A 16,010-nucleotide genomic window follows, 5' to 3' on the forward strand; every position below is an offset into this window, starting at 1 on the left:
TTATTTTAAGATAGAAAAAAATTTGTTTTTGAACAGTTTGTGAAGCCTTTCGTAATATGTCTAAATCTTGAAAGTTTCGGCTATTCCCCATTTTCCGTTGTGTTTTGCAGCGACTTTCGATATTATCGAGTATGCAGGGAACGGACGTATAAATAAGTTTCAACATGAAAAAGTAGGTGACATTCTTGCAACAAGGTAAATATATAAAATGGTTTGCGGTAGCTGCAACCATCGGCATGCTATTGATCCTGCTTGGCGGTGCACTTGTCACCAAAACCGAAAGCGGAATGGGCTGCGGCCGGTCATGGCCAAGCTGCAACGGTGAATTGATTCCAGAAAAAATCACCGCTGAAGTCCTGATTGAATTTTCGCATCGCCTCGTGACTGGCGCAGTCGGCATCTTGATCGTCGTATTAGCGGTATGGGCATGGAGAAAATATGGCCATATCCGTGAAACGAAATTCTTAGCCGTCATGGCCGTATTTTTTTTGGTCTTGCAAGCCTTAATCGGAGCTGCACAAGTATTGTGGGGGCAGGGTGATTTCATTCTCGCGCTGCATTTCGGAATCTCGCTGATTTCGTTTGCTTCGGTGCTGCTTCTGACTTTGCTGATTTTTGAAGTGGACCGGAAATTTGATGCTGACCGACTGGTTATTGGACGGAAATTGAGAATCCACACCATTGGAGTTACGCTTTATTCCTACATTGTTGTATACACAGGAGCTCTTGTGCGCCATACAGATTCCAGTTTGATTTGTTCAGACTGGCCGCTATGCCGTAACGACCAGTTCGCTTTGCCAAACAATATGTACGAATGGGTTCAAATGGGGCATCGCTTTGCTGCCGGCATGATCGTATTGTGGCTGGCCTACATCGCTTGGCACGCGTTTAAGAATTACAAAGAACAGCGCGTCATTTACTGGGGCTGGATCATCGCCTTCATCATTGTTGTGCTTCAAGCCACTACCGGAATGCTCGTAGTTTTGACCAAATTGAATTTGGCAGTAGCCCTTCTACACTCGCTGCTGATTTCACTCTTGTTCGGATTGCTATGCTATATGATTCTGCTCGTATCCAGAAGCAGAGCCAAAGCCAAATAAAAACAGCCAGCGCATTTTGCGCTGGCTGTTTTTTTAAACTCTTTCCATTTCAATCAGCAAATCGCCGCTTGAAATGCCTTCACTCGCTCCAACATGGATTTCTTTGACGACGCCGTCAAATGGTGCTTGTACCGTCGTCTCCATCTTCATCGCTTCGGTTACGATCAAATGGTCGCCGCGCTTCACTTTGGCGCCTACTTCCGCCACCACTTTCAAAACGGTTCCCGGCATAGTTGCTGCAATATGGGATTCGTTTTTCATGTCAGCTTTCGGTCTTGCCGAAGCATCGGCTTCCACCGTCATATCCTGGATATTCACTTCACGCGGCTGGCCGTTCAGTTCGAAATAGATGGTCCGGTGGCCATCTTTTTGCGGTTCTCCGATAGACACCATCTTGATCATCAAGGTCTTCCCTTTTTCGATCTCCACTTCGATTTCCTCGCCTAAGCGCATTCCGTAAAGGAACGTCAAAGTATCCAACACAGAAACATTGCCAAACTGCTGGTTTGTCACGGTATACTCTTCAAAAACTTTCGGATAAAGAGCGTACGCCAAAACTTCCTGGCTCGTTACCGGCCGCTCCAACCGTTCAAACAAGGTCTTTTTGATTTCATCAAAGTCCGCTGGTTCAAGCAATTCTCCCGGACGGACTGTGATGGCTTCGCGGCCTTTTAAGACGACTCGCTGAAGCTCTTCCGGGAATCCGCCGTGCGGCTGGCCGATATAGCCTTCAAAGAATTCAATGACGGATTCCGGGAAGTCGATCGTTTCGCCGCGGGTAATGACGGTTTCTTCATCTAAATCATTTTGGACCATGAACAACGCCATGTCTCCGACAATTTTAGAAGAAGGCGTCACTTTGACCACATCTCCAAACAGCATGTTGACGCGTGAATACATCGCTTTGACTTCTTCCCAGCGCATTCCGAGCCCTACCGCTTTCGCTTGCTGCTGCAGGTTGCTGTACTGGCCGCCCGGCATTTCGTGCACATAGATCTCTGAATGCGGGCTGTTCATGCCGCTTTCAAAATCGCTGTAATATTTGCGGACGTCTTCCCAGTAATGCGACAATTTTTCAATCGACTCGATTTCGGTCCGTACTTCACGCCCGCTGCCTTTCATAGCGTAGTAAAGGGAGTTTGCACTCGGCTGTGAAGTAAGCCCTGCCATATTGCCAAGAGCCGTATCAACGATGTCTACACCTGCTTCAATCGCTTTTGCGTACAAGTAAATGCCGTTGCCGCTCGTATCATGTGTATGAAGATGAATCGGCAAGGAAACGGTATCTTTCAGTTCCGACACCAGGCGATACGCAGCTTCCGGCTTCAAAAGCCCTGCCATATCTTTGATCGCCAGAATATGTGCACCGGACGCTTCTAGTTCTTTAGCCATTTTCTTGTAATAATCAACCGTATATTTATCGCGGCTTGGGTCCAGAATATCACCGGCATAGCATATTGCGGCTTCTGCCACTTTTCCGCTTTGGCGAACTTCATCAATAGCCACTTCCATGCCTTTGATCCAGTTCAAGCTATCGAAAATACGGAATACATCAATTCCGGCTTCTGCTGATTTGCGGACAAAATCACGGATGACATTGTCCGGATAGTTCTTGTAGCCGACAGCATTGGCGCCGCGGAACAGCATCTGGAACAATACATTCGGAACCTGCTCACGCAATTTGATCAAGCGCTGCCATGGATCTTCTTTCAGGAACCGGTAGGAAACGTCGAACGTTGCGCCTCCCCACATTTCCATCGAGAACAAATCATGCTGCAAGCGCGCTGTTTCGTTCGCTATCGCAAACATATCATGCGAACGCAGGCGAGTCGCAAGCAATGACTGGTGGGCATCACGGAAAGTCGTATCCGTCAGCAAAACTTCCTTTTGTTCGTGAATCCATTTTGTCAGGCCTTCAGGACCTTGTTCGTCCAGTATCTGCTTTGTTCCGCGCGGTGCCGGTACGGATAAATCCATTTCCGGTATTCTCGGCGCTGCATGAATCGGTTTCTTTTTCTTTTCAATGCCCGGGAAACCGTTGACTGTGATATTTCCGATATACGTTAACAGTTTTGTTCCGCGGTCTTTGCGGACCGGGAAAAGAAACAGTTCCGGCGTTGAATCGATAAAGCTTGTGTCAAATTCACCATTGATGAAATTCTTGTGGCGAACGACATTTTCCAGGAATGGAATATTGGTTTTAATGCCGCGGATCCGGAATTCCTGCAAGTTGCGGTCCATTTTCGCAGCTGCTTCTTTGAATGAGTTGCCCCATGTCGAAACTTTTACCAATAAAGAGTCATAAAATGGCGTAATGACTGCGCCCTGGAATCCGTTTCCTGCATCCAAACGGACACCGAAACCGCCGCCTGAGCGATAAACCATGAGTTTACCGGTGTCCGGCATGAAGTCATTCAACGGATCTTCCGTCGTTACACGCGACTGGATCGCAAACCCGTTCAACGGAATATCCTGCTGAGCCGGAATTCCGATTTCTTCGCTGTGCACGGAATGCCCTTGGGCAATCTTGATCTGCGCATGCACAATATCGATCCCTGTAACCATTTCTGTTATTGTATGTTCGACTTGAATGCGGGGGTTAACTTCAATAAAGTAAAACTCGTCGTTTGCAACTAAGAATTCAACCGTTCCCGCATTTATGTAATCGATATTTTTCATTAATTTTACTGCAGCATCACAAATCTGATTTCTCAGTTCGTTGCTGATTGAATTGGAAGGTGCAATTTCCACCACTTTTTGATGGCGCCGTTGTATGGAACAATCGCGTTCATATAAATGAATGATGTTCCCTTCGACGTCCCCTAAAATTTGAACTTCGATATGTTTTGGCTTATCCACAAATTTTTCGACATACATTTCGTCAGATCCGAAAGCGGCTTTCGCTTCGGATTTGGCGCGTTCATAGGCTGAAGCCAGCTCCTCTTCCGTTCGGACGATGCGCATTCCGCGGCCGCCGCCCCCTAGAGATGCCTTGATCATTAACGGAAAACCAGCTGTCTTGCTGAATTCTTCCACTTCTTGAAGAGATGCAACAGGGCCGTCTGTTCCTGGAATTACCGGAATATTGGCTGCTATTGCCTGATCGCGTGCTTTCACTTTGTCGCCGAACATATCCAAATGCTGAGAAGTCGGACCGATGAAGACAATGCCTTCTTCTTCACAACGACGCGCAAAATGAACATTTTCGGATAAAAAACCGTAACCTGGATGAATGGCATCTACCCCTGAATCTTTGGCGATCCGAATAATGTCTTCAATATCCAAATACGCATCAATCGGCTTTTTGCCTTTGCCGACTAAATAAGACTCATCCGCTTTATAGCGGTGATAGGAACCACTGTCTTCCTGTGAATAAATTGCAACTGTTGGAATTTTCAGTTCCGTACAAGCGCGGAAAACCCGAATTGCGATTTCTCCGCGGTTTGCTACTAGAATTTTGCTAATCGTTTTCACACCGCAGCACACCCTTTACTTTTTCGATTTTTCGAATTTGTGGACCATGGAAACATTCATCAATACTCCCATAGCTAACGATAACAAAATTACGGACGTTCCGCCATAGCTTATAAAAGGAAGTGTTACGCCGGTTAAGGGAATAAGGCCGGTTAACCCTCCTAAGTTAACGAAAGTCTGGATTCCGATCATGCTCGCAATTCCCGCAGCAAGCGTGCGGGCAAGCGGATCTTTGGTCGTCATCGCAATTGAAAGGCCGCGCAAGACGATAAAGGCAAGGCCGCCCAGAACGAAAATCACTCCGAGTACGCCAAGTTCTTCAGCAATTACCGACATGATGAAATCCGTATGCGGTTCCGGAAGATACCCAAGTTTTTGGATGGATTGCCCCAGCCCGAGTCCGCTAAGCCCGCCCGAGCCTATTGCGAGATACCCATTGACGATTTGAAGCCCAAAGCCCAGTTCGTCTGAAAACGGATTGAAAAAGGCATCCAGGCGCCCCAAGCGTTTTTCCGTGAAAATGATGTCTGATGCAAAAAGCATAATTGGAATAATAAACACTGCACATCCAACTGCAACCCAGCCAGCCATCTTCGCAAAAAATTTGATGCTGATGCCGCTCGCTGCCATTACCGACAAGCCGACTGCCCCGATAATCATCATGGACCCCAAATCGGGCTCCAGGAATACAGAAAGCAAAACCAGCGTCAGAATGATGACTGGCGGAGCAATCGATTCGTTTAAATTATTGATATTGCCTTTTTTGTATTTATTGGAGAAAACACCAGCCAAATAGAAAATAATGCCGACTTTGGCGACTTCAGAAGGCTGGATATTTGCAAAGCCCAGATCAATCCAGCTTCTGGCGCCCCCTGCTTCATATCCGATTAAATGGACAAGTATGAGTCCGATAAAGATGACAGCCAACACAAGCTTCATCATCCATTTCTTGCCGAAGTGTTTGTATGGGAAAATAGAGGCAACTGCAAAGGCGGGGAATGCAAAGGCCAAGTTCATCAATTGTTGTATGTAAAAGCGGTTTGGTGCATCATCGTAATAGTTTACGGACCAGGCCATGCTGGCGCTGTAAATCATAATGAGCCCGAAAAGCGTTAATGCGATGTAAACAAATAAAAGCGGATAGTCCAAATATCTGGTGTACTTTTTAAAATAAGTTTTCATTTCCATACCTCGATTTATCAGATTAGTAAAAAAACTCAAACAAGTTTCGTTTGAGTTTTAAGTCATTTATTTGTATACGCGTCGTGCAGAATCGAAAGTTTCTTCTCTAGCGTATCCATTAAATTTTTGCCAATTTCACGTTCGATTAACCCAAGCTTTACAGCAAAATCGATTTCACGTGAAAGTCCGAACATTTGTGTATCGAGCACTTCTTCATATAAGGGGCAAGAAGGCAATGTTAAATTATCCATTTGGACTTTAATCAATTGCTCAATTTTTTCGGCATCCGCTTTGAGGAGTTCCAAAGCCTTAACTTGGTAAGTTTGTTCTTCTGTATGTTCCATGAGGACTCCCCCATTTAATGATATTTATCTCTATTAACCTGTTTAAAGTGTATCTGCAAAACGCCAAAATTGCAAGCGTCTATCGCCTTTAGTATTAATCCCTTTAGCAATTTGCGCGGAAAAGGTATACTTATAAAAGATGGATTAAATGATGGAGGGTTTACAATGGAATTTATCGTACCTTTTAAAGGTGAAGTGAAGTTTAAAATCGCACTAGATCCTACTGTCTGGATTTTTGATGACCGCCGGATTGACTTGGATACTTATTTTGATGAAGAGCGTGTTGAAATTGACGAGATGGAAGAATACAAACGCGGCATGGGCGAACACTGGTCCCGCGAAATCATGGAAGGCGCTACGGTGCCACAGACGCTGAAAACCGAAAAAAGATACAGCCGCCAGGAAAAAAACGAAATGATTACTGGCACTTACGGCATCAAATTCGCTCCTTTTTTAAAAAATGCAGAGCCTTCGGCTGATGCAAAAACAGTGGTTTTTGAGTCGGCCAACGGCGAATACGCATTTCCAATAGAAGCAGCAAACGAACTGATTTTCAAATTCAGTGACAACGGCAAGCCGTTGAAAGAAGACGGCCCTGTCCATGTCCTGCTTCCTGATGGATCCAACCAAGAAAATCCCATTACACATATTTTAGCGATCCGAGTCGAATAGGAGTGAACCGCCATGCGCGTACAATGTGTTATATGCGACACCATCGAAGAACTGGTTGACGATACACTCGAAGCCAAACGATTGCGGAACCGGCCGATCCACACACATATGTGCAAAGCTTGCCATGATCGCATTACAGAAAGAACAAAAGAACGGCTTGCTACCGGCTCTTTCCATTTCTTCAGAAGTTCCCGCAGAATTGAGGACGACTTCTGATGAAGCTGCTAAAAGGCCTGTGGATCGGATTTTGGAGCGGTTTGCTTTTGGGAATTTTACTGAAATGGATTCAAGCCGTTACAGGGGAACAAGTTTATACGTTGTTGCTGAACGTCGACTTTATTCCCTTGATCGGAGGAATCAATTGGTCTGAACCTGTTGAATTCGCTTTCCACTTGGTCATATCTTTGCTAATTAGCATTGTATATGTCTACCTGGCGAAACGGAGACCTTACACATTCGGCCAGCTGGTTTTGTTCAGCCTGGCCATGTGCATCCCGTTTTTCCTCCTTTACTTCCCGCTTGCCGCTCTTGCAGTGCGTCCGGATGTGCCGGCATTAAATGACGGCGGAGCCATCCTGTACTGGATGTTTGCACATCTGACCTATGCATTGGCATTGCCGATTCTCTATAAAACCTTTGAACGAAAAAACGCTGCTTCTCAATGAGAAGCAGCGTTTTCGCGTTTTTCACGCCATAAGCGTATTTTGTATAGAATCAAGATCAGTGCGGCAATGACCAGTCCTTCTACAACCGGCAGGAAGAAGGCTAAAAATGTCAGCCCCAGCCCACCAGCCAGAAGGAAAAGCGTAATGACCGCATTTTTCCCGATCGATAATTTTTTTGCGAACCCCAATTTATATACGAACGCCGACAGCAGGAAGATGACTGCAAAAAGTGCATAGCCTGCAATGGTGTAATTCGGCAAATTCTCATATAAAACACGGGCTACGGGATACATACTGTCATAGACAAAAGCTTGCTCGTCTCCCACAGATATTACACCCTTCCTAGTTCATTATTCTTCGATGGCAACTTTCTTTTTCTTAGCCATGCGCTCACGTTCGTTTTTATCAAGAATTTTCTTGCGCAAACGAATGTTTTGCGGAGTGATTTCACAATACTCATCATCTGCCAAATATTCAAGTGCTTCTTCAAGACTCATCAAACGAGCTTTTTTCAATGTAGTCGTCTGGTCTTTGTTTGCTGAACGGATGTTTGTCGCAGCTTTGATTTTAACAATGTTCACTGTCAAATCGCTGTCGCGGTTATGTTCGCCGACAATCATGCCTTCATAAATCTCAGCGCCTACTTCAACAAAAGCAGTTCCGCGGTCTTCGATGCCCATCAAGCCATAAGTTGAAACTTTTCCGCGCTCCATGGAAACCAATACACCTTGGCGGCGTCCGCCGACGCGCCCTGAAGCGACTGGCTGGTAGCTATCGAATGTATGGTTGATGATTCCGTATCCGCGAGTCTGCGTCAAGAATTCAGTTGTGTAACCGATCAAGCCGCGTGCAGGAACGTTGAATACCAAACGCACTTGTCCACTTCCGTTATTGATCATATCCAGCATTTCACCTTTGCGCTCACCCAATGATTCGATGATGGCTCCAGTATATTCTTCAGGCACGTCAACTTGTACACGTTCAACCGGCTCACAGCGAACGCCGTCAACCATGCGGACGATTACTTCCGGTTTAGATACTTGAAGTTCGAAACCTTCACGGCGCATGTTCTCGATCAAGATCGACAAATGCAATTCCCCGCGGCCGGAAACGATCCAAGCATCAGGTGAATCTGTATTTTCTACACGCAATGACACGTCCGTTTGTAATTGTGCATCCAAACGTTCCTGAATTTTGCGTGAAGTGATCCATTTACCTTCTTTGCCGGCAAATGGGCTGTTATTGACTAGGAAAGTCATTTGCAAAGTCGGTTCGTCAATGCGAAGAATCGGCAATGCTTCCTGATGGTCAGCCGGACAAACCGTCTCACCTACGTTGATGTCTTCCATACCCGAGATGGCAATCAAATCGCCCGCTTCGGCTTTTTGGATTTCAACACGTTTCAGACCCATGAAACCGTGGATTTTCGTAACACGGAAGTTTTTGACAGATCCGTCTAATTTCATAAGGGCAACCGATTGCCCCACTTCGATCGTTCCGCGGAATACGCGTCCGATTCCGATACGGCCTACGTAGTCGCTGTAATCAAGAAGTGCAACCTGGAATTGAAGTGGCTCATCTCTGTTATCGATTGGCGCTGGCACGTGTTCCATAATGGCATCATAAATAACCTGCATGTTTTCTTCTTGATCTGCAGGATCAGATGAAAGGCTTGCAGTACCGTTCATACCTGAGGCAAAAACAACCGGAAATTCAAGCTGCTCGTCGTTAGCTTCAAGTTCGATGAACAATTCGATTACTTCGTCAACCACTTCTTCCGGACGAGCGAAATCGCGGTCAATTTTATTTACAACAACGATTGGCTTCAGATTTTGCTCCAATGCCTTTTTCAAAACAAAACGGGTTTGCGGCATACAGCCTTCGTAAGCATCTACTACAAGCAAAACACCATCAACCATTTTCATGATACGTTCCACTTCTCCGCCAAAGTCGGCGTGTCCAGGAGTATCCAAGATGTTGATCTTAGCGTCTTTGTATTGAATTGCAGTGTTTTTCGCAAGAATGGTAATTCCGCGTTCTCTTTCGATATCGTTTGAGTCCATTGCACGTTCTTCAACGTGTTCATTTGAACGGAAAATCCCTGACTGCTGTAGCAGTTGGTCCACCAAAGTTGTTTTACCGTGGTCAACGTGGGCAATAATAGCAATGTTTCTTAAATCATTTCGTAAGTTAGTCATACTTTCACTCCAATATTCTTTTTTCATGTCCATAACTGTGTTAGTATAGCACATATGGGGAGAAAACCCTACGATTTTATTTCAAGCAAACAGTGCAGGAGGAAAAAGTTTGAAAGACATAAAATGGATTTTCGTATTTTATTCATTGGCGGCACTTTTGGCAATGGCAGGAATCGGCGTAGCAGTCGGCTTGCGCAGCATCCCTTTGATCCTTTTGGCGGTATTGCTTCTTTGCGGCATCATGGGCATGGGCTTTAAAAAGAAAAAAGAAATGCGGGAAGCCGGTTTACTTTAATCATGCAAAAAGAGGGTGCGACGAATCGCATCCTCTTTTATTTTAACCGAATATAGTCCGATAACATAATATTGTGTATCGAAGGATTGGCTGCGATGAACGTGTCTTGTTTGAGCAGGTTCGCGGCTTCTCCTTTGAAATTGGTCATGACCGCCCCTACTTCTCCTGCAATAACGGCGCCTCCCGCAATATCCCAGGGAGACAGCCTCATCGATACATAGGCATCTATGCGGCCGCTCGCCAGGAACGCCAGTTCAAGCGCAGCCGACCCATAGGACCGCGTTCCGCGTACAGTTTGGACAAGACGGATCGCTGCTTCATGGTCCAAATACCGGTTTGGCGCCAGCCAGCTGGCATTGATGGCGACAATCGATTCCGCAATGGAAGTGTCAATCAGCGGCTTCAATTTTTCATCGTTGTAATAAGCGCCTTCCCCGCGCACTGCATAATACAAATCATCATTGACAACATCATATATGTATCCGAGCTGGCCTGTTCCGTTTTCGTAAACGCCTAGGGAAACCGCGAAATTGCGCTTCTGATGAACAAAATTCATCGTACCGTCAATCGGATCAAGCATCCAAACAACGCCTTCCAGGTGCTGGATATCGTCTCCAAACCCTTCTTCCCCAAAAATGCGGTGCCCGGGATAATCCCGGCGTATCCGTTCAATAAAAAATTGTTCAATTTCTTTATCAATATTCGTCACCAAATCATTGGCATCGGACTTCGTTTCAATCGTAATATCGCTGATAAACGAATTCCGGATTCGGTGCCCCGCTTCTTTGATCAATGATTTGATGTATAAATCCATTGCATGCAATTCCATATGCCCCGCCTCCTTGTTTCTCTCCATTATAACGAAAAAGGCGCCTACTGTCTGTTCACAGTAAACGCCTTTATGTGATGGATTTATCAGAGCGCATGAAGTGCCTCCAGTTCTACATAAATTTCATGGAGCCGTTTTTTGCTTTTATCTGCTTCACGGCTGTCTTTAAGCTGCATGGCATCAAACAATGAAGCAAGTTCATAATCCAGTTCAAGCTTCAGGACGTTAATATACTCTTTCTCTATTTCGGCTTTACGAATGATTTGAATCATCTGTTTCATAATAAGCACCCCTTTCTCTCCGCATTTCGATAATTCAGATTATTATAAATATAATTGCTATAAAAATCAATACCCCAATGGCGTTTAGGAAAAACTTATTTATACTCTTTCTTCCCAAAGTTCGCTAAAATGAAACCTGTAAAACAGATAAAGGAGGAAAAAAGTTGACGTCCTATTGGAATAAGCAAGATTTTGAAGTATTTAATACACCTGGGCTTGAAGCCCGGATGGGATTGCTGATCGAACGGGTGCGCCCGAAATTCGAAGAATTGGGCAGCCACTATTCTTCATTTTTTTCAGCCACAACCGGAGATGAGTTCTTCCCGCATGTAGCGAAGCATATGCGCCGTACGGTAAATCCGCCAAATGACAGCTGGGTGGCTTTTGCGCCGCATAAAAGAGGCTATAAAGCGGTTCCCCACTTCCAGATCGGTTTATGGAGCAGCCACATTTTCATCATATTAGCGGTCATATACGAAGCCCCAAATAAAACAACAATGGCGCAGAACTTATTGGACGAAGGAGCAATTGCTGCTTTGCCGGAAGGTTTTGTCGTGTCAGGCGACCATATGAAACCGGATGCGGCTCCATTGGCCGAAATGGCAGATGGCGAGTTGAACAAGCTGATTGTCCGTTTGCGTGATGTCAAAAAAGGCGAATTTGTGATCGGCCGCCATATTTCAAAAGAAGAAGCCATCAAAATGAGCGAAGAAGAGTTCAAAGAATTTGCTGAAGAAACCTTTGCGGCTCTTTTGCCTGTTTATAAGACCCTCTTACAGAAAGAAAAAATGCCGCAGCGCTGAGCTGTGGCATTTTTCTTTTGTTCTACTATTAAAATCAGCAGACTTATCTTTTTTTAATTTTAATGACATCGCTGTCGTTTTTGGCTTTCATTTCTTTGATCACCGGAAAACTGGCATAGCCGCTTTCTTCTTCGAATTCACGGAAATACGTTTTCTCTTCCGCGATAGAAGGGACGATTTCTTTAAAACGGCGGTAACGCGCCATGATATTGTCCCGTTTGATCCCTTTTTCGTAAGCCATTTCAATTCCTTCGAAAAATGTTACGACGTCAATGATTTCTTCTGTTGTCCAGTCGATAGAAAACGGATAAGAATAATCCATCTTTCATCCCTACTTTCATGGTGTAATCGCCCATCTTTTGCGTATTTCTCCCGCTTCGCCGACCATCCGGCCCAGCAGTTCCGCTACAGTCGGTACATCTTTGATCAAACCGGTGACTTGGCCGGCCCAGCCAAACCCTTCATCCAGGTTTCCTTCATATATATACCTTTTATTGGCCTCGCCGCTGACATAATTGCGCAATGCTTCATAATTTGGTGTAGCAGCTTCAATTTCAAGAATTTTATCGGTCCAGCTGTTTTTCAAAGTCCGGGCAGGCGAACCGATGCTTTTCTTAATAATAACCGTATCGCTTTCTGTGCTTTCAATCAATGCTTTTTTATAAACTTCTGAAGCATGGACACATTCTTTGGTTGCGATAAAACGGGTTCCCATCTCAATTCCCTCTGCACCGAGCGCATGAGCGGCCATCCAGCCGCGGCCGTCGCCGATTCCCCCTGAAGCAATGACCGGGATTGAGACAGCATCCACCACTTGCGGAATCAGCACCATCGTGCCGATGTCATCCCGCCCTAAATGGCCGCCGCCTTCATGCCCAACAACCATGACCGCATCCGCTCCTAGCTCTTCCGCTTTCTGCGCTTGGCGCCTCGCTGCGACAAGCACCAATTTTTTTATCGAAGTGCCTTTCAATTGATCGAAAATTGGCGTCGGATTCCCTCCGGTCATTGACACGACCGGCACATTTTCTTCAATCGCCACTTCCAGCATGTGTGAAAATGCCCGGCCGTGTTCACCAATAGCAAAATTGACGCCAAATGGCCGGTCTGTCATTTGCCTGACTTTCCGGATCTCCTCCCGCAGCATTTCTGGAGACGATAAGCTCATTGCTGTAATCTGGCCGAGCCCTCCTGCATTTGAAACGGCAGCCGCCAGTTCAGCATACGCCAAGTACGCAAGCCCCCCTTGAACAATCGGCAGCTCCGTCCCTAATAAGTCTGTTACCCGTGTTTGAAAATTCATCTAATGTATTCCCTCCCCTTCATTTTCTGTATTCGATAGAACCGGCCAAATTCCTTTTATTTTTATAGTATAGCTTTGCGCAACGTGCTATAATTCTTTTTGTTTTCATTTTTATAAAGTGAGGTGGGTTACCATTGTCTCAATTAGAAACTCCGTTATTCGATGCGCTCCTAAAGCACCGTAACCGGCACCCAATACAATTCCATATTCCTGGACATAAAAAAGGGCAAGGCGTCGATCCGGCTTTCCGGGAATTTGTCGGCGATAATGTTTTATCCATCGACTTAATCAACATTGCCCCTTTAGATGATCTTCATTCACCTAAAGGCGCCATTAAACAAGCTCAAGAATTGGCTGCCCAAGCATTCGGGGCAGATTATACGTTCTTTTCCGTACAAGGAACAAGCGGTGCCATTATGACGATGATTTTAAGCGTCGTTGGCCCGAATGATAAAATCCTGGTACCGCGAAACGTCCATAAATCAATTATGTCCGCTATTGTATTTGCCGGCGCCATTCCGATTTTTATCCATCCGGAAGTGGATACGGAACTGGGCATTTCCCATGGCATTTCAGCAGAAGCTGTTGAAAAGGCTTTGGTGGAATATCCGGACGCTAAAGCCGTACTCGTCATCAACCCGACTTATTTCGGCGTAGCCGCTGATTTAAAACGCATTGTGGACATTGCGCACGGCCGCGACATTCCGGTGCTGGTCGACGAAGCCCACGGCGTCCACATCCATTTCCATAAGGCGCTCCCTGTATCGGCGATGGCTGCCGGAGCTGATATGGCAGCCACTTCTGTCCATAAACTGGGAGGATCCATGACGCAGAGTTCTGTTTTGAATGTGCGTGAAGGGCTGGTTTCACCAAAACGCGTCCAATCGACGCTGTCCATGCTGACCACCACTTCCACATCGTATCCGATTCTGGCGTCACTCGATACCGCCCGCAGACAACTGGCGATCCATGGCTACGATTTGATCGACCAGGCAATTCGGCTGGCGCAGGATGCACGCAAACGGATCAATAAGATCCCTCATTTATATTGCGTCGGCAAAGAGATTTTAAATACGTCCGCTACTTACGATATGGATCCGACGAAACTGCTGATCAGTGTCAAAAACCTTGGCATTACAGGCCATCAAGCGGAAGAATGGCTGAGAGAAAATGCCAATATTGAAATTGAATTGTCCGATCTTTATAATATCCTTGCTTTAGTGACCATCGGGGATACGCGCAAAGAGCTCAATCTTTTGATTAACGCTTTGCAGCGGATGAGCGAGGCATTTGAAAGCGAAGCCGCTATCATTGAACCTGCGGTGCTGCTGCCGGATATTCCAAGGCTCGCCATGACGCCAAGAGATGCTTTTTATGCCACAACGGAAGTCATTTCCATCGAAGATGCGGTTGGCCGCATTTCGGCTGAATTCATCATGGTTTATCCACCGGGCATTCCGATTTTCATCCCTGGGGAAATCATTACACAGGAAAACATCAATTATATCGATATGAACGTGAAAGCGGGGCTTCCAGTTCAGGGGCCTGAAGACGATACATTGAAAAAGCTGCGCGTCATTAAAGAACAGCAAGCGATTCGTTGAAACACAAAAGGCCAGGGAGTTTTGACTCCCTGGCCTTCAGCTCGTTGAGAAAGATATAGAAAAATTCCCTTCAGAACATCTCCGCTGTTTTGCTCCATATCAAGGGAAGGCAAACAACCAAGGTGTGCTTCATTTTGATTCCTCTTTACATATGAATCCCTGTAAAGAAGCAGGAAAAATGAATGAAGCGGAAGGCGGCGACTTCTGCGGGAAAGCGAAGCCGTTGAGACCCTGGAGTCGCAAAGCGACGAAGCGGCTCGGCGCGAGCCCGCGAAAAGCGTCCGCCTGAAGCGGAATAATTATGACTGTCAGGGTTTCTCGACAGTCTGAAGGCCAGGGAGTTTTGACTCCCTGGCCTTTGTCTTTACTTTACACCTTCTATTTCATCAGGTTCGACAAAGGAATACCCTTTTGCTCTTAAGCCTTCAATAATGCCTGGCAACGCTTGCGCTGTCCACTCGCGGTCATGCATCAGCAAATTCGCCCCGTTCCGCAGAAATTCTGTATTCACCATGATATCCGTCAAGGCAGCAGCATCCATGTATTGTTTTTCCCAATCATAGCCGTATGTCCAGTTCATCAGCAGCATGCCTTCCTGCGCAATCAACGCTTTGCTGAAATCTGTGTTCGAGCCGTTCGGCGCACGGAAGAACTTTGGCTTTTCTCCAATTATTTCCCCGACCGCCTCGCTCAGCGATAAAATTTCTTCCTGCTGCTGCTCTTCGCCGATCGTTTTTAAATTGTTGTGGTTGTAAGTATGGTTGCCGATGGCAAAGCCCATCTCGTGAATTTTTTTCAGATTCGCTTTTTCTTCATCGCTGTCCAAAAAATGGCCGTTGACAAAGAAAATAGCTGGAACATCCAATTTTTTAAGAGTTTCCGCCATTTCTACGGAATGGTCTGCCGGGGCATCGTCTATCGTAATCAAAACCGCTTCCGCGGGAGCATCGCTAATCGGCTCCATATTCCAGTTTGCCGGATTGAGGCGGTATTTGGGTTCAGCTGCCAACTTAGCAGGTTCTTCCGCCTTTTCCGCCGGGACTTCCGTCTGTTCTACCTCAGTTTTTTCTTCTGGATCTTTTTCAGTCGTTTCCGGAACGGCCTGTTCGGTATCAGGCGTTCCTTTTTCCGTCTCTGGCTCAGCATTTTCTGCATTGCAGGCTGTTAAAAGAGCCAGTGCGGCAGCCAGTAAAACCCCTTTTGTATGTACCATGCCCTCTCCCCCATCCAGTTGCTTCATTGAACAAATTTTACCATAAT

At 46.0% G+C, this 16,010-nt stretch carries 17 protein-coding genes; 7 read left to right on the forward strand and 10 right to left on the reverse strand.

What is annotated here, in order from left to right; all coding sequences use genetic code 11:
- Positions 1-236: 236 nt before the first annotated feature.
- Complete coding sequence (locus BLQ32_RS10140) at positions 237-1,100, forward strand: COX15/CtaA family protein (RefSeq protein ID WP_235525077.1); 864 nt, start codon at positions 237-239, stop codon at positions 1,098-1,100.
- A 33-nt stretch (positions 1,101-1,133) separates the two neighbouring features.
- Here the strand turns inward: BLQ32_RS10140 and pyc are convergent, their stop codons facing one another.
- The 3 genes from pyc to BLQ32_RS10155 all read right to left on the reverse strand — a co-directional run bounded on the left by pyc (position 1,134) and on the right by BLQ32_RS10155 (position 6,100).
- Complete coding sequence (gene pyc / locus BLQ32_RS10145) at positions 1,134-4,574, reverse strand: pyruvate carboxylase (RefSeq protein ID WP_074510231.1); 3,441 nt, start codon at positions 4,572-4,574, stop codon at positions 1,134-1,136.
- Between the two features lie 15 nt (positions 4,575-4,589).
- Complete coding sequence (locus BLQ32_RS10150) at positions 4,590-5,756, reverse strand: FtsW/RodA/SpoVE family cell cycle protein (RefSeq protein ID WP_074510232.1); 1,167 nt, start codon at positions 5,754-5,756, stop codon at positions 4,590-4,592.
- A gap of 62 nt (positions 5,757-5,818) precedes the next feature.
- Positions 5,819-6,100, reverse strand: a complete 282-nt coding sequence (locus BLQ32_RS10155; protein ID WP_036807037.1) for an Fpa/YlaN family protein — start codon at positions 6,098-6,100, stop codon at positions 5,819-5,821.
- A 165-nt stretch (positions 6,101-6,265) separates the two neighbouring features.
- Here BLQ32_RS10155 and BLQ32_RS10160 point away from each other — a divergent pair, with 165 nt between their 5' ends.
- Genes BLQ32_RS10160 through BLQ32_RS10170 form a run of 3 tightly spaced genes read left to right on the forward strand, consistent with a single transcriptional unit; the run spans position 6,266 to position 7,437 of the window.
- Positions 6,266-6,772 carry a molybdopterin-binding protein gene (locus BLQ32_RS10160; protein ID WP_074510233.1) on the forward strand — a complete coding sequence of 169 codons (507 nt, stop codon included), beginning with the start codon at positions 6,266-6,268 and terminating at the stop codon, positions 6,770-6,772.
- Between the two features lie 12 nt (positions 6,773-6,784).
- A complete protein-coding gene (locus tag BLQ32_RS10165; RefSeq protein WP_036807042.1) occupies positions 6,785-6,988 on the forward strand; it encodes a YlaI family protein in 204 nt (67 codons plus the stop codon).
- Positions 6,988-7,437 carry a hypothetical protein gene (locus BLQ32_RS10170; RefSeq protein WP_036807045.1) on the forward strand — a complete coding sequence of 150 codons (450 nt, stop codon included), beginning with the start codon at positions 6,988-6,990 and terminating at the stop codon, positions 7,435-7,437. Before BLQ32_RS10165 ends, BLQ32_RS10170 begins: the two co-directional genes overlap by 1 nt.
- On the opposite strand, the gene BLQ32_RS10175 is transcribed toward BLQ32_RS10170, so the two are convergent.
- Positions 7,431-7,730, reverse strand: a complete 300-nt coding sequence (locus BLQ32_RS10175; protein ID WP_036807104.1) for a YlaH-like family protein — start codon at positions 7,728-7,730, stop codon at positions 7,431-7,433. The genes BLQ32_RS10170 and BLQ32_RS10175 overlap by 7 nt on opposite strands.
- Positions 7,731-7,787: 57 nt before the next feature.
- Positions 7,788-9,635 (reverse strand): translational GTPase TypA, encoded by a 1,848-nt coding sequence (gene typA, locus BLQ32_RS10180; RefSeq protein WP_036807048.1) that lies wholly within the window; start codon positions 9,633-9,635, stop codon positions 7,788-7,790.
- 109 nt (positions 9,636-9,744) lie between these two features.
- Here typA and BLQ32_RS10185 point away from each other — a divergent pair, with 109 nt between their 5' ends.
- Complete coding sequence (locus BLQ32_RS10185; RefSeq protein ID WP_036807051.1) at positions 9,745-9,930, forward strand: YlaF family protein; 186 nt, start codon at positions 9,745-9,747, stop codon at positions 9,928-9,930.
- 37 nt (positions 9,931-9,967) lie between these two features.
- Here the strand turns inward: BLQ32_RS10185 and BLQ32_RS10190 are convergent, their stop codons facing one another.
- Together BLQ32_RS10190 and BLQ32_RS10195 are read right to left on the reverse strand one after the other, a co-directional pair.
- The gene (locus BLQ32_RS10190) at positions 9,968-10,759 is read right to left on the reverse strand and encodes an inositol monophosphatase family protein (RefSeq protein ID WP_074510234.1); all 792 of its coding nucleotides are present in this window, start codon (positions 10,757-10,759) and stop codon (positions 9,968-9,970) included.
- A gap of 86 nt (positions 10,760-10,845) precedes the next feature.
- Positions 10,846-11,040, reverse strand: coding sequence for a hypothetical protein (locus BLQ32_RS10195; protein ID WP_036807058.1), 195 nt, complete (start codon positions 11,038-11,040; stop codon positions 10,846-10,848).
- 164 nt (positions 11,041-11,204) lie between these two features.
- Between BLQ32_RS10195 and BLQ32_RS10200 the strand changes: the two genes are divergently transcribed.
- Positions 11,205-11,843 carry a YktB family protein gene (locus tag BLQ32_RS10200; RefSeq protein ID WP_074510235.1) on the forward strand — a complete coding sequence of 213 codons (639 nt, stop codon included), beginning with the start codon at positions 11,205-11,207 and terminating at the stop codon, positions 11,841-11,843.
- A 43-nt stretch (positions 11,844-11,886) separates the two neighbouring features.
- Here BLQ32_RS10200 and BLQ32_RS10205 read toward each other — a convergent pair whose 3' ends face one another.
- Entirely contained in the window at positions 11,887-12,165 is a 279-nt protein-coding gene (locus BLQ32_RS10205) for a UPF0223 family protein (RefSeq protein WP_074510236.1), read from the reverse strand.
- A gap of 15 nt (positions 12,166-12,180) precedes the next feature.
- A complete protein-coding gene (locus BLQ32_RS10210; protein ID WP_074510237.1) occupies positions 12,181-13,146 on the reverse strand; it encodes an NAD(P)H-dependent flavin oxidoreductase in 966 nt (321 codons plus the stop codon).
- 134 nt (positions 13,147-13,280) lie between these two features.
- On the opposite strand from BLQ32_RS10210, the gene BLQ32_RS10215 reads away from it, so the two are divergent.
- A complete protein-coding gene (locus BLQ32_RS10215; RefSeq protein ID WP_074510238.1) occupies positions 13,281-14,750 on the forward strand; it encodes an aminotransferase class I/II-fold pyridoxal phosphate-dependent enzyme in 1,470 nt (489 codons plus the stop codon).
- A 364-nt stretch (positions 14,751-15,114) separates the two neighbouring features.
- On the opposite strand, the gene BLQ32_RS10220 is transcribed toward BLQ32_RS10215, so the two are convergent.
- The gene (locus BLQ32_RS10220) at positions 15,115-15,963 is read right to left on the reverse strand and encodes a polysaccharide deacetylase family protein (RefSeq protein WP_074510239.1); all 849 of its coding nucleotides are present in this window, start codon (positions 15,961-15,963) and stop codon (positions 15,115-15,117) included.
- Positions 15,964-16,010 lie beyond the last annotated feature (47 nt).

It is taken from the genome of Planococcus glaciei, from assembly GCF_900099655.1.
Classification (GTDB): domain Bacteria; phylum Bacillota; class Bacilli; order Bacillales_A; family Planococcaceae; genus Planococcus; species Planococcus glaciei.

Excerpts from the sequence above, each read along its gene's own strand:
- BLQ32_RS10140 (WP_235525077.1), top strand. The coding sequence starts at position 237 with ATGCTATTGATCCTGCTTGGCGGTGCACTTGTCACCAAAACCGAAAGC.
- BLQ32_RS10150 (WP_074510232.1), bottom strand. The coding sequence starts at position 5,756 with ATGAAAACTTATTTTAAAAAGTACACCAGATATTTGGACTATCCGCTT.
- BLQ32_RS10155 (WP_036807037.1), bottom strand. The coding sequence starts at position 6,100 with ATGGAACATACAGAAGAACAAACTTACCAAGTTAAGGCTTTGGAACTC.
- BLQ32_RS10160 (WP_074510233.1), top strand. The coding sequence starts at position 6,266 with ATGGAATTTATCGTACCTTTTAAAGGTGAAGTGAAGTTTAAAATCGCA.
- BLQ32_RS10165 (WP_036807042.1), top strand. The coding sequence starts at position 6,785 with ATGCGCGTACAATGTGTTATATGCGACACCATCGAAGAACTGGTTGAC.
- BLQ32_RS10170 (WP_036807045.1), top strand. The coding sequence starts at position 6,988 with ATGAAGCTGCTAAAAGGCCTGTGGATCGGATTTTGGAGCGGTTTGCTT.
- BLQ32_RS10175 (WP_036807104.1), bottom strand. The coding sequence starts at position 7,730 with ATGTATCCCGTAGCCCGTGTTTTATATGAGAATTTGCCGAATTACACC.
- typA (WP_036807048.1), bottom strand. The coding sequence starts at position 9,635 with ATGACTAACTTACGAAATGATTTAAGAAACATTGCTATTATTGCCCAC.
- BLQ32_RS10190 (WP_074510234.1), bottom strand. The coding sequence starts at position 10,759 with ATGGAATTGCATGCAATGGATTTATACATCAAATCATTGATCAAAGAA.
- BLQ32_RS10195 (WP_036807058.1), bottom strand. The coding sequence starts at position 11,040 with ATGAAACAGATGATTCAAATCATTCGTAAAGCCGAAATAGAGAAAGAG.
- BLQ32_RS10205 (WP_074510236.1), bottom strand. The coding sequence starts at position 12,165 with ATGGATTATTCTTATCCGTTTTCTATCGACTGGACAACAGAAGAAATC.
- BLQ32_RS10210 (WP_074510237.1), bottom strand. The coding sequence starts at position 13,146 with ATGAATTTTCAAACACGGGTAACAGACTTATTAGGGACGGAGCTGCCG.
- BLQ32_RS10220 (WP_074510239.1), bottom strand. The coding sequence starts at position 15,963 with ATGGTACATACAAAAGGGGTTTTACTGGCTGCCGCACTGGCTCTTTTA.